Genomic DNA, 21,472 nt, shown 5'->3' with positions numbered 1-21,472 from the left:
GCCGAGGTGAGCACGTCGCCGTCGTCGACGAACAGCTCACGCGGATCGACGTGCACCGACGGATAGCGCTTGGCCAGCGTCGGCGCGTACATCCAGTGGGTGGTGGCCGGGCGGCCGTCCAGCAGGCCGGCCGCGGCCAGGACGAACGCCCCGGTGCACAGGCCGACGATGCGGGCCCCCTCCTCGTGCGCCCGGCGCAGCGCGTCGAGCGCCTCCTCCGGTGGCGGCGAGGTGATCGAGCGCCAGGCCGGCACGACGACCGTGCCCGCGCGGGAGATCGCCTCCAGGCCATGCGGCGCGGTGAGTTCCAGGCCCCCCGTGGTCCGCAGCGGGCCGTCCTCGCCGGCACACACCAGCAGTCGGTAGCGCGGCACTCCGGCGTCCTGGCGGTCGATCCCGAACACCGAAAGCGGTATGGAACTCTCGAAGATGGGGCCGCCGCTGAACAGCAGCACCGCGACGATCTCCTTGCGGCGTCGCCCGGCGAGTTTGCGGACGGTGGCGTCCGGCGCGGCGGTGGAGTCGTGGCTCATACTGCTAAGCCCCCCTCGGTGGTCGCGGCTCCCTTTACGCTTCGGGTCTGTCGCTCCTGCACGTTTCCCCTCGGTCCTGCACGAGTCCCCCGCCGTAAGACATCAAGATCGAAATCTACTGGCTCCCGCGGTCTGTCGGTGGCCAGTTCCACACGCGGTGCATTGTCGACATGACAACTTGGCGTGAAGCATTCGATCACGAAGGGTTGCACTCGTGGGGCGTGCAGGGAAGTACGCCTGGGCGGGGTGGCCAAACCGCATAGGGTCCGACGGGTCGGACGACCCCTGTTTGTGCAGGTGGAACGGGGGTTGAAGGGTGGTTGGGACCCCTCCGGAGCGATATTAGGAACTTGGCTGAAAACCGGCGTTCGAGGGTGCGGAAACCGGTCAGTCGACCGGTGTACTGGCTCCCGTGTGATCTGTGACTCCCCGCGCGGCCTCCCGCAGCGAACGGCGCAGCAGCGTCCGGCAGGCGAGGGTGACGCCGGCGAGTCCCAGCCCCGCCCCCACGGCTGTGACCGGCGCCGTACCGCACCACAGCAGGACCACCGGCACCAGCACGCAGGCGAACACCGCCCAGCCGATCACCTCGCGCGCGGTGTCGGGGCCGGGCGCGGAGCGGGGTGCGGGCATCTGCGGGCTCCCTGGGGGCGTCGGTTCCAGGGGGTTCAACGCGCGGACGGCCGGACGGTCACCCCATGAGGGGCGGGTCCCGGCAAACCGCCTGTACGGGGCAGCGACCATTGCGTAAGGGGCGCCGCTCGTGCATGCTCCCTGGAACCCCTCGGGACGTCCCGGAGGGCCGCTCACGGAGCGTGTGCGCGAACTGCGACGGGGAGGCGTGCCGCCGTACCCTTGGGGGTATGGGCAGGGGAAGACGTTTCCCGGACACAGCTCCGCCGCACGATGTCCCCCTTCATACAAGGATCACGACGCCGAGACAGCCATGGCCGGTCACGAATTCTTCGAACCCGCGGACCGCAAGCGGCCGGTAGCCGAACCCACGGCGACCGACCCCCTGACGGCTCAAGAGGCACGCCCTTCCTGCGATCCCGCCTTCCGGCACGGAGTGGTCGTCGGCTTCGACGGCTCCACCTCCAGCGAGCGCGCCCTCGCCTACGCGGTCGGCATGGCCCACCGCTCCGGCTCGGGTCTGATCATCGTCCACGTGGCCAACCGGCTGCCCACCACGGTGTGGGCCGGCTGCGAGCCGCCCGTCTTCGTCGACGTTCCCGACCACCGCACCGAGGTGCTCGGCCTGGAGCTGGCCTGCGCCGACCATCTGAGCGAGGTGCCGTGGATCCTGGTGGAGCGCGGCGGCGACATCTGCCATGAACTGGAGGAGGTCGGGCGGGAGTACGAGGCGGACGCGATCGTCGTCGGCTCCACGCACGGCATCGCGGGACGGATCTTCGGCTCCGTGGCCGGACGCCTCACCAAACGGGCCCGGCGGCCCGTCATCGTGATCCCCTGAGACCCCGACTACCCCTGACGCCACACCCGTTCGCGCTCCGTAAAGCTACTCGCGCGTAAAAGTGTTCCCGCCCCCGTGCCGGGCATACAACAGCCGACGCCGCAGGTGAGTCGTGCTGCCGGCCGGTGGGTGACGGCCACCGGCCGGGGCGCAGCGGCACAGAAACGGACCCCCACGACGGCTCGCGCGAGGGTCCGTTTTCTTTGATCCGCGGGGGTGGACCTACTCCACCGTCACCGACTTGGCCAGGTTGCGCGGCTTGTCGATGTCGCGGCCCAGGACCTTCGCCGCGTGGTAGGCGAGCAGCTGGAGCGGGATGCCCATGAGGATCGGGTCCAGCTCGTCCTCGTTCTTCGGGACCACGATGGTCCGGTCCGCCTTCTCCTGCTCCTGGTGCGCGACCGCGAGGATCTTGCCGCTGCGGGCCTTGATCTCCTCCAGCGCGGCGCGGTTCTTCTCCAGCAGGTCGTCGTCCGGGACGATGGCGACCGTCGGCAGGGCGGGCTCGATGAGGGCCAGCGGGCCGTGCTTCAGCTCGGAGGCGGGGTACGCCTCGGCGTGGATGTAGGTGATCTCCTTGAGCTTCAGGGAGGCCTCGCGGGCGACCGGGTAGCCGCGGACACGGCCGATGAAGAGCATCGAGCGGCTCTCCGCGTACTCCTCGGCCAGCTCGCGGACCAGCTCCTCCTGCTTGAGGATCTCGGCGATCTGCGCGGGCAGCTTGCGCAGGCCCTCGATGATCCGCTTGCCGTCGCGCACCGACAGGTCGCGGGTGCGGCCCAGGTGCAGCGCGAGCAGCGCGAAGGCGACCGTGGTGTTGGTGAAGCACTTGGTGGAGACCACGCACACCTCGGGCCCGGCGTGCACGTAGATGCCGCCGTCGGCCTCGCGGGCGATGGCCGAGCCGACCACGTTGACCACACCGAGGACGCGGGCGCCCTTGCGCTTCAGCTCCTGCACGGCGGCCAGCACGTCGTACGTCTCACCGGACTGGGAGACCGCGATGTACAGGGTGTCGGGGTCGACGACCGCGTTGCGGTAGCGGAACTCCGACGCCGGCTCGGCGTCGGCGGGGATGCGGGCCAGCTCCTCGATCATCTGGGCGCCGATCATGCCCGCGTGGTACGAGGTGCCGCAGCCGAGGATCTTGACCCGGCGGATGCGGCGGGCCTCACGGGCGTCCAGGTTGAGGCCGCCCAGGTGCACGGTGGAGAAACGGTCGTCGATGCGGCCGCGCAGCACGCGGTCCACGGCGTCGGCCTGCTCGTGGATCTCCTTGTGCATGTACGTGTCGTGACCGCCCATGTCGTAGGAGGCGGCCTCCCACTCCACGGTGGTGGGCTCGGCGCTGGTGCGGGTGCCCTCGGTGGTGTAGGTGCGGAAGTCGTCGGCCTTCAGGGTGGCCATCTCGCCGTCGTCCAGGGTGACGATCTGGCGCGTGTGGGTGACCAGCGCGGCGATGTCCGAGGCGACGAACATCTCCTTCTCGCCGATGCCGAGGACGACCGGGGAGCCGTTGCGGGCCACCACGATGCGGTCGGGGAAGTCGGCGTGCATCACGGCGATGCCGTAGGTGCCCTCGACCACGCGGAGCGCCTCGCGGACCTTGTCCTCCAGCTTCTCGGCGCTCGCGCGGGCCACGAGGTGGGTGAGGACCTCGGTGTCCGTGTCGGAGAGGAACTCGACGCCGTCCGCCTCCAGCTTGCGGCGCAGGTCGGAGGCGTTGTCGATGATGCCGTTGTGGACGACGGCGACCTTGTCGTCGGCCGACATGTGCGGGTGGGCGTTCACGTCGGAGGGGGCGCCGTGGGTGGCCCAGCGGGTGTGGGCGATGCCGGTGGTGCCCTTGAAGCGCGTGGGGACCTTGGCCTCCAGGTCACGGACCCGGCCCTTGGCCTTGACCATCTTCAGCGCGGCCGACTTCGGGGAGGAGACGACGATGCCCGCCGAGTCGTAGCCCCGGTACTCCAGGCGCTGGAGACCCTCCAGCAGCAGGGGAGCGACGTCCCGCTTACCGATGTATCCGACAATTCCGCACATGTATTAGCTCCCTCACCCTGGCTTCTCAGCCATAGACCATGCGGCGCAACTGCCGGAGCGTGAGCTCGGGCGGCGCCACCGCGCGGTATTTCAGGTCCGCATCGATCCGTTCGAAGATCGCCGCGTTCTGCAGGCCCTGGGCCTGCAGTTCTCGGTGTCGACGACGGACGTAGTCCTGGGTCGTCTCGTCGAAGAAGGCGAGCACGTCCTGTATCACTCGCAGCGCCTCGCCCCGGCTGAGCGGGGTTGAGCGCGTCAAATGATCGACAAGTTCCTCGTGCACCCGGTAGATCTTCGGGCACGAACGCCGGTTTCGCAAGAATCGTGCCCGATTCCGGGCAGGCACCTGTTGGTGCGGTCATGGCGCGCTGTTCGCCCGGTGTCCACTTCCCGTCCTGGACGGCGTTGCCGTCGGCCACGAGTTTGCTGGTCATGGACATTCCTCGTATGGGCGTACCCGAGAAGCTGGCCGAGCGGATGAGCATGGCCGAGCGGCACGAGTACCTGCGGAGCAGATTCTCCCGGCGCACCCTGATCAGGGGCGGCGCCGTCACTCTCGGCACCGTCGCGGGCGGCGCCTTCGTGCCCGGCGCCGTGACCCCGGCCGCCGCCGCGGCCCCCGCGGCCCCGGCACCGCGCGCTGCCGAACACGTGGACGGCGCGCTGGCCGCCCCCTTCGGCCGCCACCTGGCCTGGGGCAACGACCCGCGTACCGAGGTCACCGTCTCCTGGCAGGTGCCGGTCGCCGTGAAGCGGCCCTTCATCCGCGTCGGCGCCCACCCCTGGGACCTCTCCCGCAAGATCGAGGCCGAGGTCCGCACCCTGCACACCCCGGCCGGTGTCGGCGCGAGCGGCGACCACACCCAGTACTACGTACACGCGAGGCTGAGCCGTCTGCGCCCCGGCCAGACCTACTACTACGGCGTCGGCCACCAGGGCTTCGACCCGGCCGAGCCGCACCTGCTCGGCACCCTCGGCACCTTCACCACCGCCCCCGCCCACAAGGCGCCCTTCACCTTCACCGCCTTCGGCGACGAGGGCGTCGGCTACCACGGTCTGGCCAACAACGCCCTGATCCTCGGCCAGAACCCCGCCTTCCACCTGCACGCGGGCGACATCGCCTACGGCGACCCCTCCGGTGCGGGCAAGACCACCGACACCGGCTTCGACTCGCGCACCTGGGACCAGTTCCTGCACCAGACCGAGTCCGTCGCCAAGCAGATCCCCTGGATGCCCGCCTACGGCAACCACGACATGGAGGCCTGGTACTCGCCCAACGGCTACGGCGGCGAGGAGGCCCGCTGGTCCCTCCCGGACAACGGCCCCGACGCGGCCAACCTGCCCGGCGTCTACTCCTTCGTCTACGGCAACACCGCCGTCATCTCGCTCGACGCCAACGACATCTCCTACGAGATCCCGGCGAACCTCGGCATCTCCGGCGGCACCCAGACCACATGGCTGGAGGCCCAGCTCAAGAAGTTCCGGGCCGCGCGGGACATCGACTTCGTGGTGGTCTTCTTCCACCACTGCGCCTACTGCACCTCGACCGCCCACGCCTCCGAGGGCGGGGTGCGCCAGGAGTGGGTGCCGCTGTTCGAGAAGTACACCGTGGACCTGGTCATCAACGGCCACAACCACCAGTACGAGCGCACCGACGTGATCAAGGGCGACACGGTCGTCAAGAAGCTCCCCGTCGGCGGCACCGCCTACCCCGAGACCGAGGGCGTCGTCTACGTCACCGCGGGCGCGGCCGGCCGCAGCCTGTACGCCTTCACCGCGCCCGACACCTACGAGGGGCACGAGCACGAGGTCGAGTCCGTCTCCTCCTTCGTCAACCTCAAGGACGGCAAGAAGCCCGAGACCGTCGCCTGGTCCCGCGTGCGCTACCTCGACTACTCGTTCCTCCGCGTGGACGTGACCCCCGCGCCGAAGGGCCGGCACACCACGCTGACCGTGTCCGGCATCGCCGAGACCGGTGAGCGCATCGACCACTTCACGGTGTCCCGCAGGGCGAAGTAGACCCACGCGCCCGCGCGGAAGGCCGGGGCGAACTCCGTGCGAGTCGGCACTTCTTCGCGGTGCGGCTCGCCCGGTTCGGCCAGCTCGCGACGGAACGGGCTGACGTTCCGTCCGCCCCGGCGTCAGCCGCGGGGCGTCACCGTGGAGAACAAGGGGCCGGTCCCGCCGGACGGTTGCCGCCACGGGCGGGAGCGTTTCACCGGATCTGCGGGAGAGTGGTCCCGACCACATCCGAAGGGAGCGCATGTGAGACGGCACCACGGCACCACTCCCCGAACGACCCGGATCCTCGGATCACTGCTGCTTGTCGCGGCGGCCGGTGTCTTCACCTTCGCCGCCGGCCCCCCCGCGCAGGCGGCCGACCCGCCCGCCCTGGACCGGGTGGTCCCGGCACCCGCCTCGGTCGAGCCGGGCGGAACCCCGTACCGCATCACCCGCGCGACCCGCGTCCGGGTGGACGGCTCCGCCGAGGTCCACCGGATCGGCGCGTACCTCACCGGCATCCTGCGGCCCTCCACCGGCTATCCGCTGCCGCTCACCGACCACGGCGGCGGGGGCATCCGACTCCACCTGCAGAAGGGCCACTTCGGCGCCGAGGGATACCGGCTGCACAGCGGAGCCGGTGGAGTCACCATCACCGCCGCCGCTCCCGCCGGCCTCTTCCACGGCGTGCAGACCCTGCGCCAGCTGCTGCCGCCCGCCGTCGAGAAGAAGACCGTCCAGCCCGGCCCCTGGCGGATCGCCGGCGGCACCGTCGAGGACCGCCCGCGCTACGCCTACCGGGGCGCCATGCTGGACGTCTCCCGGCACTTCCTCACCGTCGCCCAGGTCAAGCGCTACATCGACCAGCTGGCCCTCTACAAGATCAATGAGCTGCATCTGCACCTCAGCGACGACCAGGGCTGGCGCATCGCCGTCGACTCCTGGCCGCGCCTGGCCGCGTACGGCGGCTCCACCGAGGTCGGCGGCGGCGAGGGCGGCCACTACAGCAAGGCCGACTACCGGGAGATCGTCCGGTACGCGGCCGACCGCTATCTCGAGGTCGTCCCCGAGATCGACATGCCCGGCCACACCAACGCCGCCCTCGCCTCCTACGCCGAGCTGAACTGCGACGGCGTGGCGCCCCCGCTCTACACCGGCACCAAGGTCGGCTTCAGCTCGCTCTGCGTGCCCAAGCAGGTCACCTACGACTTCGTGGACGACGTGATCCGTGAGCTGGCCGCGCTCACCCCGGGCCGCTATCTGCACATCGGCGGTGACGAGGCGCACTCCACCAGCCACGCGGACTACGTGACCTTCATGGACCGTGTGCAGCCGGTCGTCGCCAAGTACGGCAAGACGGCCATCGGGTGGCACCAGCTCACCGGCGCCCATCCGGTCAAGGGCGCCCTCGCCCAGTACTGGGGCCTGGACCGCACCAGCGCGGTGGAGAAGGCGCAGGTCGCCGAGGCCGCGCGGAACGGCACCGGGCTGATCCTGTCCCCGGCCGACCGGGTCTACCTCGACATGAAGTACACCAAGGACACCCCGCTCGGCCTGGACTGGGCGGGTCTGGTGGAGGTGCGGCGGTCCTACGACTGGGACCCGGGCGCCTATCTCGACGGAGCGCCCGCCTCGGCGATCAGGGGCGTCGAGGCTCCCCTGTGGTCGGAGACGCTGAAGAGGTCCGCCGACCTCGAGTTCATGGCGTTCCCGCGGCTGCCGGGCGCGGCGGAGCTCGGCTGGTCACCGGCCGCCACCCACGACTGGAACGCCTACCGGGTGCGGCTCGCCACGCAGGCCCCGCGCTGGGACGCCCTGGGCATCAACTACTACCGCTCGCCGCAGGTCCCCTGGCCGGCGGACTGACGGGCTGACAGACCGGCCGGCCGAGGACGGGCCGGCGAAAGGGCGACGGGCACCCCGGAGGACCGTACTCCGGGGTGCCCGTGCGTCGGTGGGGGTTCAGAACCCGGCGAGGGGGTTCTCCAGGGTGCCGACGAGCTGGAGCGCGCCAGACGGGTCGGCGAGGTCCACCATCTGCCTGTTGTCGCGGAGCTGGAGCCGGTTCAGGCAGGACAGGGCGAACTCCGGCGCGAACATGTCGTACTGCTCGAACTTCTCCGCGAGCTGCGGATTGGCCTCCTGGTACTCGCGGGTGACCTCCGCGACCGTGCGCCAGAAGCCGTCCTCCGCCAGCACGCCCTCCTCGGCCAGGTTGGCGGCGAGGAAGCGGAAGAAGCAGTCGAAGACGTCCGTGAAGACCGACAGCAGCTTCTTGTCCTCGGGCACCTCCACCCGGATGCGCCGCACCTCCGGCGGCAGGGCCGCGTCGGGGTCCATGACGGCGATCTCCTCGGCGATGTCCTTGTACACCGCGCGCCGGACCGCGCCGTCCGCCAGCACCAGGACGACGTTCTCGCCGTGCGGCATGAACACCAGGTCGTAGGCGTAGAAGCTGTGCAGCAGCGGCACGTAGTAGGCCCGCAGGTAGTCGCGCAGCCAGTCGGTGGGCCGCTGCCCCGAGCGCTCGATCAGCGCACCCGCGAAGGAGGCGCCCTCGTGGTCGGTGTGCAGCAGGGAGGCCATCGTCGCCAGCGACTCGCCCTCGGCTAGGCGGGGGACCGGGGACTCGCGCCACAGGGCGGCCAGCATCTTGCGGTAGGGGGAGTAGCGGTCGGTGGCCCGCTCGTACTCCAGGTGCCGGTAGCCGACGGCGGCCTGCTCGCGGATGATCGTGAGGCCGGTCGCGGTGAGTACCGGGTCGTTCTCGATCAGCCGGGCCAGCCAGTCGTTGATCGCCGGGGTCGCCTCCATGTACGCGGCCGACAGACCGCGCATGAAGCCCATGTTGAGCACGGACAGCGCCGTCTTCACATAGTGCTTCTCGGGGTGCGTCCGGTTGAAGAACGTCCGGATGGACTGCTGCGCCAGGTACTCGTCGTCGCCCTCGCCCAGGCACACCAGGTTGCGGCGGGCCACCTCGGCGGCGAAGGTCACGCTGAGCTTGTTCCACCACTGCCAGGGGTGGACCGGGATCAGCAGGTAGTCGTCCGGGTCCAGGCCCTGGCCGGTGAGCACGCCTCGGAACCGCTCCAGGGTGGCCTCGCCCAGCTCGCGCCGGAAGAACTCCTCGTACTCGACGCCCGCGCCGGCGGTGAAGGCGGTGCGCGAGCGGTGCCCGGCCAGCCAGACGAGTCTCACCGGGCTCGCCGTCTCCGGCGCGTACGCCAGGTACTCCTGGACGCCGAAGCCGAGCCGCCCGTTGTTGGCCACGAAGCAGGGGTGGCCCTCGGTCATCCCGGTCTCGATGTCCTGGAACGAGCCCCCCGCCAGTTCCTTCGCGCTCACCTTGGGCTTGGTCAGCTTGTAGCAGGTGCCGGACAGGGTGGAGGAGATCTCCTCCAGGTACACCGGCAGGATCTCCTCGCTCAGCCCCAGGGCCTCCTTCAGCTCGATGAAGAAGTCCAGTGCGGCGAGCGGCAGTTCGGTGCCCTCGCGGATGCGGGTGATCGAGCCGGCGTCCACCTGCCAGTGGTCCAGCCCCCGGCGCATGGCGGAGAAGCGGTACGAGGTGAGGTGGTCGTCACTGCGGACGACGTACTCCTCGCCCTCCGGCTCGGGGGTCAGCAGGCGCTCGTGCGCGAACTCGGCGAGGGCCTTGCGGATCAGCAGGCGGTTGGCCAGGTCCCAGCGTTCGGGCGAGAGGTGGGCCACGGAGTCGGCGAGGGTCATGCCGCCACCCCCGTCGCCGCCTCGAACCGTTCCCGCGTGCAGAAACTCAGCAGGGCGCGCTTCTCCGGCTTCTCTATCTCGCCCGCGGGCACGAACCCGACGGCCTCGTTCAGCGCGTGCACGGCGGTGTTGCGCACATCGGGCTCCACGACGACCCGCCGGGTGCTCGGGTCGGCGAACAGATGCGTCATCACGGCGGTGATGACCCGCCGGGTGAAACCGTGCACGGGGGTGTCGGTGGGCGCTACCAGGAAGTGCATGCCCACATCGCCCGGCCGGGCCTCGTACAGCCCGGCCAGCTCGCGGTGCGCGGGGTCGTAGCTCTCCATCAGGAACACCGGCACCCCCTCGTCCAGACCGAGGAAGGCGTGGTGGTGCTCGTCGGCCGCGATCGCCATATAGGCACGCTCGACATCCACCGGCGTGGCGTCCTGCATCATCCAGAACACGGCCTTCGGATCGGTCACCCAGCCGTGCACCAGGCGCGCGTCCTTCGGGGGGTCGAGGGGGCGGATCGTGAAGGTCATACGGCGAACTCCTGGAAGGCGATGGTCTTCTCGACCGGGTAGAACTCCGAGCCGAGCAGCTCGCGGATGATGCAGGCGTTGCGGTAGGCGCCCATGCCCAGGTCGGGGCTGGTGATGCTGTGGGTGTGGACGCCGGCGTTCTGGAGGAAGACACCCCGGCCGGTGACGTCGATGGCGTAGTTGCGGCCCAGGTCGAAGTTGCCGTGGCCGTCGTAGCTCAGGCGGTCGCGGACCGGCTTCAGGAACTCCGGCTCGCGGTACTGGTAGCCGGTGGCCAGCACGAGGCCTTCGCTGTCCAGCTCGTAGTCCTTGCCCTGCTCCTCCTGGCGGAGGGAGAGGGTGTAGGTGCCGTCCCGGTAAGTGGCGCCGGTGAGTGCGGAGTTGGTGAGCAGCCGGGTCTGGACGGGGCCGCCGAGGTTCTTCTGGTAGAGCAGGTCGAAGATCTCGTTGATGAGGTCGCCGTCGATGCCCTTGAACAGGCCCTTCTGCTGGGCGGTGATCCGGTAGCGGGTGTCCTCGGGGAGCGCGTGGAAGTAGTCGATGTACTCCGGGGAGGTCATCTCCAGCGTGAGCTTGGTGTACTCCAGCGGGAAGAACCGCGGGGAGCGGGTGACCCAGTTGAGTCGGTAGCCGTGGACGTCGATCTCGCTGAGGAGGTCGTGATAGATCTCGGCCGCCGACTGCCCGCTGCCGACCAGGGTGATGGAGCGCTTCTTCTGGAGCTCCGCCTTGGCGGCCAGATAGCGGGAGTTGTGGATGAAGTCGCCGCCCAGACCCTCGCACGCCTCCGGGATGTGGGGCGGGGTGCCGGTGCCGAGGACCAGGTGTTCGGCGCGGTAGGTGTCACCGGCGTCGGTGTGCACCGCGTACAGCCCGTCCTCGAAGGTGACCTCGGTGACCGTGGTGCCGAAGCGGACGCTGGTCAGCTTGCCGGCCGCCCAGCGGCAGTAGTCGTCGTACTCGACCCGCAGCGGGTAGAAGTTCTCCCGGATGTAGAACGAGTACAGCCGGCCCTTCTCCTTCAGGTAGTTGAGGAAGGAGTACGGCGAGGTCGGGTCGGCCAGGGTGACCAGGTCCGACATGAACGGCGTCTGGAGGTGGGCGCCGTCCAGGAACATCCCGGCGTGCCACTCGAAGTCGGGCTTGGAGTCGAGGAAGACGCCGGTCAGCTCCTCGATGGGCTCGGTGAGGCAGGCCAGGCCGAGGTTGAAGGGGCCGAGGCCGATCCCCACGAAGTCGAGGACGGGGCTGGCTTCAGGAAGCGCGGTCAAGGGACTCTCCCAGGTACTGCTCGGCGTGGCCGGCGATCAGATCGAGGACGCTGGCGATGTCGGCCGCGGTGGTCTCGGGGTTGAGCAGGGTGAACTTCAGGTAGTGGCGGCCGTCGGCCTTGGTGCCCGCGACCACGGCGTCGCCGGAGGCGAACAGGGCCTTGCGGGCGTACAGGTTGGCGCGGTCGATCTCGGCGGGGTCGGTGACGGTCGCCGGGAGGTAGCGGAAGACCAGGGTGGACAGCGAGGGCGCCACGACCACCTCGTAGCGGGGGTCGGCGGTGAGGAGCCGCCAGCCCTCCCGGGCCAGCTCGCAGACCTCGTCGAAGAGTTCGCCGAGGCCGTCGGCGCCCATCACCCGCAGCGTCATCCACAGCTTGAGCGCGTCGAAGCGGCGGGTGGTCTGGAGGGACTTGTCGACCTGGTTGGGGATGCGCTCCCGCACCATGCGGCGCGGGTTGAGGTACTCCGCGTGGTAGGTGGCGTGCCGCAGGGTGGCCGCGTCCCGGACCAGCACGGCGGAGGAACTCACCGGCTGGAAAAAGGACTTGTGGTAGTCGACGGTGACCGAGTCGGCGCGCTCGATGCCGTCGAGGCGGTCGCGGTGCTTGAGCGAGGTGAGCAGTCCGCAGCCGTAGGCGGCGTCCACGTGCATCCACACCCCGAACTGCGCGCAGAGTTCCGCGATCTCGGGGAGCGGGTCGATGGAGCCGAAGTCGGTGGTGCCCGCGGTGGCGACGACGGCCATCGGGGTGAGCCCGTCCCGGACGCAGCGCTCCAGCTCGTGGGCGAGCGCGAGGGTGTGCATCTGCTTGTCGTGGTCGACCGGGATGACGACGACCGCGTCCGGGCCGAGGCCGAGGAGTTTGGCGGACTTCTGCACGCTGAAGTGGCTGACCTCGGAGGTGAAGACGCGCAGCCGGCCGTACGACTCGGCCTTCGCCTCCTCCCGGGCCACCAGCAGCGCCTGGAGGTTGGACTGGGTGCCGCCGGAGGTGAACACACCGTCGGCGGCGGGTCCCAGCCCGATGCGGGCGTTGGTCCAGTCGATCAGTTTCCGCTCGATGAGCGTGCCGCCGGCCGACTGGTCCCAGGTGTCCAGGGAGGAGTTGACCGCGGAGAGCACGGCCTCACCGACCACCGCCGGGATGACGACCGGGCAGTTGAGGTGGGCGAGGTAGCGGGGGTGGTGGAAGTAGACGGCGTCCCGGAGGTAGACCTCCTCCAGCTCGTCCAGCGCGGCGGCGGTGTCGCCGAGCGGCTGGTCGAGGTCCACGGAGTCGACGCGGGGAGCGAGGCCGTCGACGGTGATTCCGGTGAACGGGCCTGCGGCGGTGGCGAGTTTGGCCGCCACCCGCTCTACTCCTTCGGTCACGGAGCGGCGGTACGTCTCCGCGGTGAGGCCATTGAGCAGGTGCGAGCGCATGAGGGGGTCCTCCGGGGGAAACACGAGGGGAAGCGAAGTTCCGCGGCTCCAACTTAGGTAAGCCTAACCTAATTAGGCGTCCGCTGAACACACCTCACCCGTGACGACGGGTCCTTGGCGGGATCCCGCGTCTACGCGGCGCTCGCGCGGAGCTGTTCCTCCGTCAGTCCGCGCCGCCAGTAGCCGACGAAGGTCACCCGCCGCCGGTCGGTGCCGCGCTCCCCGACGAAGTGCCGGCGCAGCTCCCGCACCTGCCCGGCCTCGCCCGCGAGCCAGACGTACGGGCTGGTGTGTGGGGGCAGTCGGGCCGCGCGCAGGGCCTGGACGGCCGAGGGGGCGCCCTCGTGCCGTACCAGCCAGGTGATGCGGGCGTCCGCCTCGGTGCGTACGTCCTGGATGTCGCCGGCGTGCGGCACCTCCAGCCAGGCGAGCACGCGGGTGGACGCCGGCAGCGACTCCAGCACGGCCGTCGCGGCCGGTACGGCGGTCTCGTCGCCCCAGATGACGACCAGGTCGGTGTCCTTCGGCGCCCGGAACCGGATGGCCCGGTTGTCGGCGATCGCCGGGCCGAGCAGCAGCACCCGGTCGCCCGGGGCGGCCCCGGCGGCCCAGCGTGAGGCGGGGCCGGCCGGGACCGGAGCGCCGGGCTCGGTGCCGTGCAGCGCGAAGTCGATGTCGATCTCGTCCGGGTCCCGGCGCAGTGCCCGCAGCGTGTACGAGCGCATCACCGCCCTGACGTCGTCCGGGAGTTCACGCCAGCCGTGCCACCAGTCGTCGCCCAGCTCCAGCGGGACCGCCGGCTCGCGCTGCCCGGGATGCGGCAGGAACAGCGAGAGGGACTGGTCGCGGCCCAGCGAGTGGAACCCGGCCAGCTCGGGGCCGGTGAAGGTGACCCGGAGCAGAGACGGGCCGAGCCGCCTCGTCCGGGCCACCGAGAGGGCGAAGAAACGGAACGGGGCGGCCACGGCCGTCGTCATGCGGGGCTCCTGAACGTCAGGAAGGGGTCGTGCGGGCAGGGTTCAGCTGACCTTCTTGGCCGTCTCGATGGCCTTGGCCAGGTTCTCCAGCAGCGGGGCGCACTTGTCGTAGGACAGGATCGGCTCGGCGGAGCGGGGGATGACCTGGCGGGCCTTGACGGCGGGCAGCTTCTTCCAGGTGGCCTTGGTGATGTCCGCGGGCTGGATGGCCGAGGAGCGGTCGTCCATGATGATGATGTCGGCCGGGTGCTTGTCGACGTTCTCCCAGCTCAGCGTCTCGAACCAGCCGCCGGTGGGCTTCTTGGCCGCCTCCGAGGGCTCGACGAAGTTCACGCCGAGGGACTTGAAGTACTCGAGGTCCGCGGAGAGGTTGGTGCCGGAGACGTAGAAGGCGTCCTGCGCGGCGGAGCCGGCCATCACCTTGATCTCCGGGCGGGACCTGGCCGCCTTGCGCAGCCGGGCCGCGGCCGCCTCGAAGCGCTTCTTGGCGTCGGTGATCTTCGCGGACCCGGTGTCGGCGCCGAGGGACTCGGCCAGCTCCCACATGCGCTGGAGGGGGCCGGTGAGCGGGCGGTCGTAGACCGAGATCGCGACGCTGGGCGCGAGCTTGGCTATCTTCGCGGCGGACTCCAGGGGCACGTACCAGAGGGTGCCCTTGGGGTCGAAGGTGGTGGTGATGAGGACCTGCGGGCCGAAGGCCGCGTACTCCTCGACGTTGAACTGGTTGAAGACATTGCCGAAGACGGTCAGCTTGCTGACGTCCATGTCGCCGGCCTGCACATCGGCCTTGCCGTCCTTGGTCTTCGTGGGGCCGAAGACGCCCTTCACCTCGATGCCGTAGTCGTACAGCGCGGCGGCGACACCGGTGAAGGCGACGATCTTCGTGGGGACCGAGTCCAGCTTCACGGTCTGGCCGCGGTCGTCCTTGAAGCTCCACGCGCCGGACCTGCCGGGCTTGGCCTGCCCCCCGGAGCCACCGCTCTTCCCCTGGTCGTCACCACAGGCGGCGAGCACGGCGCCAAGACCGAGGGCGCCGCCCGCGGCGAGGATGCCGCGGCGAGTGAGGTGGGTGGCACGGGTGTGGGGCATGGGTATGACTGCTTTCGACCGGGGCGGACACCGCCTGAGCAATTCGAAGCAAGGTTAGCCTAACCTTGCTGTATGTCCAGGGCCGGGGCGTCCGCCCCCGTCGGAATGTGCCGCCAGGTCAGCCGGTAAGGCCCAACTCCCGTGCGATCAGCATGCGCTGGACCTCGCTGGTGCCCTCGCCGATTTCGAGGATCTTGGAGTCCCGCCACATGCGGGCGACCGGGTACTCGTTCATGAAGCCGTAGCCGCCGTGGACTTGGGTGGCGTCACGGGCGTTGTCGACGGCGACGGTGGAGGAGTACAGCTTGGCGATGGCCGCCTCCTTCTTGAACGGCTCGCCGGCCACCAGGCGGGCTGCCGCGTCGCGCCAGGCGAGGCGGGCGGTGTGGGCCTTCATCTCCATGTCGGCCAGCTTGAACTGGATGGCCTGGTTGGTGCCGATGGGCCGGCCGAAGGCGTGCCGCTCCTTGGCGTAGCGCAGCGACTCGTCCACGCAGCCCTGCGCGAGCCCGGTGCCCAGCGCGGCGATCGCGATGCGGCCCTCGTCCAGGATGCGCAGGAACTGCGCGTAGCCGCGCCCCTCTTCGCCGAGCAGGTTGGCGGCCGGCACCCGGACGTCCTGGAAGGACAGCTCACGGGTGTCCGAGGCGTTCCAGCCGACTTTGGAATACGGAGCGGCGACCGTGAAGCCCGGAGTGCCCGAGGGCACGATGATCGCGGAGATCAGCGGCTTGCCGTCCGGCTTGCGCCCGGTGACGGCGGTGACCGTCACCAGCCCGGTGATGTCGGTGCCGGAGTTGGTGATGAAGCACTTGCTGCCGTTGATGACCCATTCGTCGGTGTCCGGGTCCAGCCGGGCCGTCGTACGGGTCGCGCCCGCGTCCGAGCCGCCGTCCGGCTCGGTCAGCCCGAACGCGCCCAGGATCTCGCCCGAGCACAGCCGGGGCAGCCACTCGGCCTTCTGCTCCTCGGTGCCGAAGAGGTGGATCGGCATGGCGCCCAGCGAGACGCCCGCCTCCAGGGTGATGGCCACCGAGGAGTCCACCCGGGCCAGCTCCTCCAGCGCGATGCCCAGCGCCAGATAGTCGCCGCCCATCCCGCCGTACTCCTCGGGGAAGGGCAGCCCGAACAGGCCCATCCGGCCCATCTCGCGGACGATCTCGTACGGGAACTCGTGCCGCTCGTAGAAGTCGCCGATCTTCGGCGCCACGACGTCGTGCGCGAACTCCTCCACCGTGCGGCGGAGTTCCTCCAGCTCGGGGCTGAGGCGGTGGTCCATGCTGATCACTGGTCCTTGTCGGGCTGGGTCGTGGTGCCGAGGGCGCGGACGGTGCGGGACGGGCTCGGGCGGCCCAGGTGGCCCGCCATCCAGACGCTGGTGGCGGTCAGCGCCTCGAGATCGACGCCGGTCTCGATGCCGAGGCCGCGCAGCATCCAGACCAGGTCCTCGGTGGCGAGGTTGCCGGTGGCGGACTTGGCGTACGGGCAGCCGCCGAGGCCGCCCGCGGAGGCGTCGACGGTCGTGACGCCGTGCTGGAGCGCCGCGTAGGTGTTGGCGAGGGCCTGGCCGTAGGTGTCGTGGAAATGGACGCCCAGTTCCGCCGTGGGCAGGCCCGCTTGGTTCAGCAGGGTGAGCAGGGCGCGGACCTGGCCCGGTGTGGCGACGCCGATGGTGTCGCCGAGGCTCAGCTCGTCGCAGCCCATGTTCTTCAGGGCCGCGCACACCCGGACCACCTGGGGGAGCGGTACCTCGCCCTCCCACGGGTCGCCGAAGCACATCGACACATAGCCGCGGACATGGGCGCCCGCGTCCTTGGCCTGCCGTACCACCGGCTCGAACACGGCCAGCGACTCGTCCACCGTGCGGTTGAGGTTGGCCTTGGCGAAGGACTCCGTCGCGCTGGCGAACACCGCGATCCGGCGCGCCCCGAGCGCGAGAGCCCGGTCCAGGCCGCGCTGGTTGGGGACCAGCACCGGGAGTTCGGCGTCCACGTCGGACACCTGCGGGAACAGCTCCTCGGCGTCGGCCAGTTGGGGCACCCACTTGGGGTGCACGAAGCTGGTCGCCTCGATCGTGGTCAGGCCCGCCGCGCGCAGCCGGCGGATGAACTCCGCCTTCACCTCGGTCGGTACGGCCGTCTTCTCGTTCTGCAGGCCGTCGCGCGCGCCCACCTCGTGGATGCGGACCCGCGTGGGCAGGCCGGGACCGGGGACGACCATGGGCAGGGCGTTCACCTAAGCCTCCTCCCTCGGCGCGATGACGGCCAGCACCTGGTCCATGGCGACCGTGCTGCCGGGCGTCACGTCGAGTTCGGCGACCGTGCCCGCGTGCGGGGCGGAGACGACGTGCTCCATCTTCATCGCCTCCACCACCAGCAGGCTCTGCCCGGCCTCGACCTCGTCGCCCACCGCCACCTTCACCACCGTCACCGTGCCCGGCATGGGCGCGGTCAGCGAGTCGGCGCCCGCGTGCGCGGAGCGGCTCAGTGAGGCGGCGACCGGGTCGTGGTCCCGCACCTGCCAGGCGTCGCCGTCCCGCCCGAGCCACGTGCCGTCCGGCGACACGGCGAAGGTGTGCGCCACGCCGTCCAGGACGAAGGTGAAGCGGCGTCCGTCCGCCGAGAGGGCACCGGCAGTGGCCCGGAGCGGGGCTTCGGCGCCGTCCGGCAGCAGGTCCGTTCCGCCGTCGGCGGTGCCGCGGACCCGTACCGTCACCGGCTCGTGCCCCGGCAGGCGCAGATGGTGGGGCGTCCACGCCCGCTCGCCCCCGAGCCGCCAGCCGTCGGCCGCGGCGAAGGGGTTCACCCAGCCGGAACCGCCCGCCGCCGGGGCCAGGGCCGCCTGGCGCAGCAGTGCGGCCGCCGCGGAGACCTCCGGCGGAACCTCCGCCGGGATCAGGTCGTCCACCGCGCGCTCCACCAGCCCGGTGTCCAGTTCGCCCGCCACCACCGCGGGGTGCGCGAGCAGCCGGCGCAGGAAGCCCGCGTTGGTCGGGACGCCCAGGGTGACCGTCTCCGCGAGGGCCGCGCGAAGCCTGCGCAGGGCGGTCGCGCGGTCGGGGCCGTAGGCGATCACCTTGGACAGCATCGGGTCGTACAGGCTGCCGACCTCGGTGCCCTCGCTGAGCCCGGAGTCGGTGCGGAGTCCGTCGCCCTGCGGCTCGGCCAGCAGCAGGACCGTTCCGCCTGAGGGGAGGAAGCCGCGGGCCGGGTCCTCGGCGCAGATGCGGGCCTCCACCGCGTGCCCGGTGAGCGTCACGTCCTCCTGGGCGAAGCCCAGGGGCTCGCCGGACGCCACCCTCAGCTGCCACTCGACCAGGTCCAGGCCGGTGATCAGCTCGGTCACCGGGTGCTCGACCTGGAGGCGGGTGTTCATCTCCATGAAGTAGTAGGAGGACGGGTCGCCCCCGGGCACGATGAACTCCACCGTGCCCGCGCCCCGGTACCCGCACGAGCGGGCCGCCTGCACGGCCGCCTCGCCCATCGCGGCGCGGGTCGTCTCGTCGAGCAGGACGCTGGGCGCCTCCTCGATGATCTTCTGGTGGCGCCGCTGGAGGGAGCACTCGCGCTCGCCGAGGTGCACCACGTTGCCGTGGCCGTCGGCGAGCACCTGGATCTCGATGTGCCGGGGGCGGTCGATCCACCGCTCCACCAGCAGGGTGTCGTCACCGAAGGAGGCGCGGGCCTCGCGGCGGGCGGCCGCGATCTCCTCGGCCAGCGCGGTCTCGTCCCGCACCAGGCGCATGCCCTTGCCGCCGCCGCCCGCCGAGGGCTTCAGCAGCACCGGCATGCCGATCTCGCGGGCGGCACCGGCCAGTTCGGCGTCGGTCAGCCCGCTGCCGCTGGAGCCCGGCACGACCGGCACCCCGGCCGCGCGCACCGTCTCCTTGGCCCGGATCTTGTCACCCATCAGGGCGATGGCGTCGGCGGACGGCCCGATGAAGACGAGCCCCGCCTCCTCGCAGGCGCGCGCGAAGCCGGCGTTCTCGGCGAGGAAGCCGTAGCCGGGGTGGACGGCCTGGGCGCCGGTGCGGGCGGCGGCCTGAAGCAGCCGCTCCACCGACAGATAGCTCTCCGAAGCCGGGGCCGGGCCGATCCGGACGGCCGTGTCGGCCTCCCGGACGTGCCGCGCGTCCGCGTCGGCGTCGGAGAAGACCGCCACCGAGCGCACGCCGAGCGCGCGGAGCGTACGGATGACCCGTACGGCGATCTCACCCCGGTTGGCGACCAGCACTGTGTCGAACACGAATTCCCCTCCCTCTCACATCCGGAAGACGCCGAACCGGGGCTCTCCCAGCGGCGCGTTGGCACAGGCGGTCAGGGCGAGTCCGAGCACCTGACGGGTCTGGAGCGGGTCGATCACGCCGTCGTCCCACAGGCGGGCGGTGGCGTAGTAGGCGCTGCCCTGGCTCTCGTACTGCGCGCGGATCGGGGCCTTGAAGGCGTCCTCGTCCTCGGCGGGCCACTCCTCGCCGCGCGCCTCCATCTGGTCTCGCTTGACGGTGGCGAGCACCGAGGCGGCCTGCTCGCCGCCCATGACGGAGATCTTGGCGCCGGGCCACATCCACAGGAAGCGGGGGGAGTAGGCGCGGCCGCACATCGAGTAGTTGCCCGCGCCGTAGGAACCGCCGACCACGACCGTCAGCTTCGGCACGCGGGTGCAGGCGACGGCGGTCACCATCTTGGCGCCGTGCTTGGCGATGCCGCCCGCCTCGTAGTCCCTGCCGACCATGAAGCCGGAGATGTTCTGGAGGAAGACCAGCGGGATGCCGCGCTGGTCGCACAGTTCGATGAAGTGCGCGCCCTTCTGGGCGGACTCGGAGAACAGGATGCCGTTGTTGGCGACGATGCCCACCGGGTGGCCGTGGATACGGGCGAACCCGGTGACCAGGGTCTGGCCGAACTCGGACTTGAACTCGCTGAAGCGCGAGCCGTCCACCACGCGGGCGATGATCTCGCGGACGTCGTAAGGGGTGCGCGAGTCGACCGGGACCGCGCCGTACAGCCCGAAGGGGTCGACCTTGGGCTCGACGGCCTGGGTCACCTCCCAGGGGGCGTCCTTGCGGGCGGGAAGGGTGGCGACGATGTTCCGCACGATCCTGAGCGCGTGCGCGTCGTCCTCCGCGAGGTGGTCGGTGACGCCGGAGACGCGGGAGTGGACCTCGCCGCCGCCCAGCTCCTCCGCCGTGACCACCTCGCCGGTGGCGGCCTTCACCAGCGGGGGGCCGCCGAGGAAGATCGTGCCCTGGTCGCGGACGATCACCGCCTCGTCGCTCATCGCCGGGACGTACGCGCCGCCGGCCGTGCAGGAGCCGAGGACGGCGGCGATCTGCGGGATGCCGGCCGCGGACATGCGGGCCTGGTTGTAGAAGATGCGGCCGAAGTGGTCGCGGTCGGGGAAGACCTCGTCCTGCATGGGCAGGAAGGCGCCGCCGGAGTCCACCAGGTAGACGCAGGGCAGACGGTTGTCGAGGGCCACCTCCTGGGCGCGCAGGTGCTTCTTCACCGTCATCGGGTAGTAGGTGCCGCCCTTGACGGTCGCGTCGTTGGCGACGATCACGCACTCGCGGCCGCTGACCCGGCCGATCCCGGCGATCACCCCCGCCGCCGGGGCCTGACCGTCGTACATCCCGTCGGCCGCGAGGGGAGCCAGCTCCAGGAAGGGGGAGCCGGGATCGAGCAGGGCGTCCACCCGGTCCCTCGGCAGCAGCTTGCCGCGCGCGGTGTGCCGGGCGCGCGCCTTCTCGCCGCCGCCGAGGGCCGCGGCCGCCAGCTTGGCGCGCAGCTCCTCGCCCAGGGCGAGATGGGCCTGTTCATTGGCCCGCCAGGCCTCCGACGCGGGGTCTGCCGCGCTCGTCAGCTCCGGTGCCTCGTGCATCCTGCGAACCCCTCACCTTGTTAATGAGCGTTAACGCATTTCCCTCAGGTTAACGACCGCTAACCTCGCTGTCTACAATGACCCGCATGGCCAGCAGAACCGACGCCCCGACCCGGCGCCAGCAGATCCTCAAGGAGGCCGCGCGCCTCTTCGCCGAGCGCGGGTTCCACGGCGTGGGCGTGGACGAGATAGGGGCGGCGGTCGGCATCAGCGGCCCCGGTCTCTACCGGCACTTCCCCGGCAAGGACGCGATGCTCGCGGAGCTGCTGGTGGGCATCAGCGGCCAGCTCCTCACCGGGGCGCGCCGCCGCCTGGCGGAGACGGACGGGCGCGCGGACGCCTCCGCGGTGCTCGACTCCCTCATCGAGGGCCACATCGACTTCGCCCTGGACGACCGCCCGCTGATCACCCTCCACGACCGCGAGCTGGACCGGCTGCGCGACAGCGACCGCAAGCTCGTCCGCCAGCTCCAGCGCCAGTACGTCGAACTCTGGGTCGGCGTCGTCCGCGAGGCCCACCCCACCC

18 protein-coding genes are annotated in these 21,472 nt (G+C 70.8%); 4 read left to right on the top strand and 14 right to left on the bottom strand.

The genetic code is table 11. The annotated features are described in order from the left end of the window. A partial coding sequence (locus CCN33_RS15920) for an AraC family transcriptional regulator (RefSeq protein WP_140394563.1) occupies nucleotides 1-533 on the bottom strand: 533 nt, incomplete at its 3' end. Nucleotides 534-920: 387 nt separating this feature from the next. Next, the gene (locus tag CCN33_RS15915; RefSeq protein ID WP_086694269.1) at nucleotides 921-1,166 is read right to left on the bottom strand and encodes a hypothetical protein; all 246 of its coding nucleotides are present in this window, start codon (nucleotides 1,164-1,166) and stop codon (nucleotides 921-923) included. A gap of 313 nt (nucleotides 1,167-1,479) precedes the next feature. Here CCN33_RS15915 and CCN33_RS15910 point away from each other — a divergent pair, with 313 nt between their 5' ends. Continuing rightward, nucleotides 1,480-2,007 (top strand): universal stress protein, encoded by a 528-nt coding sequence (locus CCN33_RS15910; RefSeq protein ID WP_086694268.1) that lies wholly within the window; start codon nucleotides 1,480-1,482, stop codon nucleotides 2,005-2,007. Nucleotides 2,008-2,229: 222 nt separating this feature from the next. Here CCN33_RS15910 and glmS read toward each other — a convergent pair whose 3' ends face one another. After that, nucleotides 2,230-4,047 (bottom strand): glutamine--fructose-6-phosphate transaminase (isomerizing), encoded by a 1,818-nt coding sequence (glmS, locus tag CCN33_RS15905; RefSeq protein WP_086694267.1) that lies wholly within the window; start codon nucleotides 4,045-4,047, stop codon nucleotides 2,230-2,232. A 25-nt stretch (nucleotides 4,048-4,072) separates the two neighbouring features. Then, entirely contained in the window at nucleotides 4,073-4,330 is a 258-nt protein-coding gene (locus CCN33_RS15900; RefSeq protein ID WP_030816599.1) for a hypothetical protein, read from the bottom strand. 164 nt (nucleotides 4,331-4,494) lie between these two features. Here CCN33_RS15900 and CCN33_RS15895 point away from each other — a divergent pair, with 164 nt between their 5' ends. Together CCN33_RS15895 and CCN33_RS15890 are read left to right on the top strand one after the other, a co-directional pair. Beyond that, a complete protein-coding gene (locus CCN33_RS15895; protein ID WP_208621769.1) occupies nucleotides 4,495-6,066 on the top strand; it encodes a purple acid phosphatase family protein in 1,572 nt (523 codons plus the stop codon). Between the two features lie 246 nt (nucleotides 6,067-6,312). Further along, nucleotides 6,313-7,914 (top strand): beta-N-acetylhexosaminidase, encoded by a 1,602-nt coding sequence (locus tag CCN33_RS15890; protein ID WP_086694265.1) that lies wholly within the window; start codon nucleotides 6,313-6,315, stop codon nucleotides 7,912-7,914. Between the two features lie 96 nt (nucleotides 7,915-8,010). On the opposite strand, the gene CCN33_RS15885 is transcribed toward CCN33_RS15890, so the two are convergent. From CCN33_RS15885 to CCN33_RS15840, 10 genes are all read right to left on the bottom strand, one after another. Beyond that, on the bottom strand, nucleotides 8,011-9,780 hold the full coding sequence (locus tag CCN33_RS15885; RefSeq protein ID WP_086694264.1) for an IucA/IucC family protein: 1,770 nt from the start codon (nucleotides 9,778-9,780) through the stop codon (nucleotides 8,011-8,013). Further along, entirely contained in the window at nucleotides 9,777-10,307 is a 531-nt protein-coding gene (locus CCN33_RS15880; protein ID WP_086694263.1) for a GNAT family N-acetyltransferase, read from the bottom strand. The genes CCN33_RS15885 and CCN33_RS15880 overlap by 4 nt, the downstream gene beginning before the upstream one ends. Beyond that, a complete protein-coding gene (locus CCN33_RS15875) occupies nucleotides 10,304-11,578 on the bottom strand; it encodes a lysine N(6)-hydroxylase/L-ornithine N(5)-oxygenase family protein (protein WP_208621768.1) in 1,275 nt (424 codons plus the stop codon). The genes CCN33_RS15880 and CCN33_RS15875 overlap by 4 nt, the downstream gene beginning before the upstream one ends. Beyond that, a complete protein-coding gene (gene desA / locus CCN33_RS15870) occupies nucleotides 11,562-13,004 on the bottom strand; it encodes a lysine decarboxylase DesA (protein ID WP_086694262.1) in 1,443 nt (480 codons plus the stop codon). Before desA ends, CCN33_RS15875 begins: the two co-directional genes overlap by 17 nt. Nucleotides 13,005-13,135: 131 nt before the next feature. Then, nucleotides 13,136-13,981 carry a siderophore-interacting protein gene (locus tag CCN33_RS15865; protein WP_086694261.1) on the bottom strand — a complete coding sequence of 282 codons (846 nt, stop codon included), beginning with the start codon at nucleotides 13,979-13,981 and terminating at the stop codon, nucleotides 13,136-13,138. 42 nt (nucleotides 13,982-14,023) lie between these two features. After that, nucleotides 14,024-15,070, bottom strand: coding sequence for an ABC transporter substrate-binding protein (locus CCN33_RS15860; protein ID WP_086694260.1), 1,047 nt, complete (start codon nucleotides 15,068-15,070; stop codon nucleotides 14,024-14,026). Nucleotides 15,071-15,188: 118 nt separating this feature from the next. Continuing rightward, nucleotides 15,189-16,349 (bottom strand): acyl-CoA dehydrogenase family protein, encoded by a 1,161-nt coding sequence (locus CCN33_RS15855; protein ID WP_086694271.1) that lies wholly within the window; start codon nucleotides 16,347-16,349, stop codon nucleotides 15,189-15,191. 5 nt (nucleotides 16,350-16,354) lie between these two features. Further along, the gene (locus CCN33_RS15850) at nucleotides 16,355-17,290 is read right to left on the bottom strand and encodes a hydroxymethylglutaryl-CoA lyase (protein ID WP_086694270.1); all 936 of its coding nucleotides are present in this window, start codon (nucleotides 17,288-17,290) and stop codon (nucleotides 16,355-16,357) included. A 15-nt stretch (nucleotides 17,291-17,305) separates the two neighbouring features. Then, nucleotides 17,306-19,315: an acetyl-CoA carboxylase biotin carboxylase subunit gene (locus CCN33_RS15845; RefSeq protein ID WP_086694259.1), complete on the bottom strand. Its 2,010-nt coding sequence runs from the start codon at nucleotides 19,313-19,315 to the stop codon at nucleotides 17,306-17,308. A gap of 15 nt (nucleotides 19,316-19,330) precedes the next feature. Continuing rightward, nucleotides 19,331-20,947: a carboxyl transferase domain-containing protein gene (locus CCN33_RS15840; protein WP_086694258.1), complete on the bottom strand. Its 1,617-nt coding sequence runs from the start codon at nucleotides 20,945-20,947 to the stop codon at nucleotides 19,331-19,333. A gap of 86 nt (nucleotides 20,948-21,033) precedes the next feature. Here CCN33_RS15840 and CCN33_RS15835 point away from each other — a divergent pair. Beyond that, a partial coding sequence (locus tag CCN33_RS15835; RefSeq protein ID WP_107483948.1) for a TetR/AcrR family transcriptional regulator occupies nucleotides 21,034-21,472 on the top strand: 439 nt, incomplete at its 3' end.

The sequence above is a fragment of the Streptomyces recifensis genome (assembly GCF_002154615.1).
Classification (GTDB): domain Bacteria; phylum Actinomycetota; class Actinomycetes; order Streptomycetales; family Streptomycetaceae; genus Streptomyces; species Streptomyces griseoluteus.
The sequence above is the reverse complement of the archived record's forward strand: the minus strand, read 5'-3'. Positions and strand labels throughout refer to the sequence as shown.

Coding starts and splice junctions, on each gene's coding strand:
- CCN33_RS15915 (WP_086694269.1), bottom strand. CDS start 1,166: ATGCCCGCACCCCGCTCCGCGCCCGGCCCCGACACCGCGCGCGAGGTG.
- CCN33_RS15910 (WP_086694268.1), top strand. CDS start 1,480: ATGGCCGGTCACGAATTCTTCGAACCCGCGGACCGCAAGCGGCCGGTA.
- glmS (WP_086694267.1), bottom strand. CDS start 4,047: ATGTGCGGAATTGTCGGATACATCGGTAAGCGGGACGTCGCTCCCCTG.
- CCN33_RS15895 (WP_208621769.1), top strand. CDS start 4,495: ATGGGCGTACCCGAGAAGCTGGCCGAGCGGATGAGCATGGCCGAGCGG.
- CCN33_RS15885 (WP_086694264.1), bottom strand. CDS start 9,780: ATGACCCTCGCCGACTCCGTGGCCCACCTCTCGCCCGAACGCTGGGAC.
- CCN33_RS15880 (WP_086694263.1), bottom strand. CDS start 10,307: ATGACCTTCACGATCCGCCCCCTCGACCCCCCGAAGGACGCGCGCCTG.
- desA (WP_086694262.1), bottom strand. CDS start 13,004: ATGCGCTCGCACCTGCTCAATGGCCTCACCGCGGAGACGTACCGCCGC.
- CCN33_RS15865 (WP_086694261.1), bottom strand. CDS start 13,981: ATGACGACGGCCGTGGCCGCCCCGTTCCGTTTCTTCGCCCTCTCGGTG.
- CCN33_RS15860 (WP_086694260.1), bottom strand. CDS start 15,070: ATGCCCCACACCCGTGCCACCCACCTCACTCGCCGCGGCATCCTCGCC.
- CCN33_RS15855 (WP_086694271.1), bottom strand. CDS start 16,349: ATGGACCACCGCCTCAGCCCCGAGCTGGAGGAACTCCGCCGCACGGTG.
- CCN33_RS15850 (WP_086694270.1), bottom strand. CDS start 17,290: ATGGTCGTCCCCGGTCCCGGCCTGCCCACGCGGGTCCGCATCCACGAG.
- CCN33_RS15840 (WP_086694258.1), bottom strand. CDS start 20,947: ATGCACGAGGCACCGGAGCTGACGAGCGCGGCAGACCCCGCGTCGGAG.